This is a genomic window from Bacillus paranthracis (genome assembly GCF_001883995.1).
Lineage (GTDB): Bacteria > Bacillota > Bacilli > Bacillales > Bacillaceae_G > Bacillus_A > Bacillus_A paranthracis.
In genome coordinates, this window is the sequence record NZ_MACE01000001.1 from 1 (window position 1) to 204 (window position 204).

General features: G+C 35.8%; 1 protein-coding gene. It reads left to right on the forward strand.

The genetic code is table 11. The annotated features are described in order from the left end of the window. A partial coding sequence (locus BAQ46_RS00005; protein ID WP_131801173.1) for a winged helix-turn-helix transcriptional regulator occupies positions 1–204 on the forward strand: 204 nt, incomplete at both ends.

The window sequence follows — 204 nt, forward strand, 5'->3', positions numbered from 1 at the left end:
AACATTACGCTTTAGTGATTTACAAAAATCAATGGACGGGATTAGCCCGAAAACATTATCGCTTCGACTAAAAGAATTAGAGTCTCAAGGCATTATAACGAGAAAAGTATATCCAGAAGTTCCGCCTCGTGTAGAGTACACATTAACGGATAAAGGAAAGCAATTAGAGGGGATATTTATTGAATTAAAACGGTTTGGATTAAG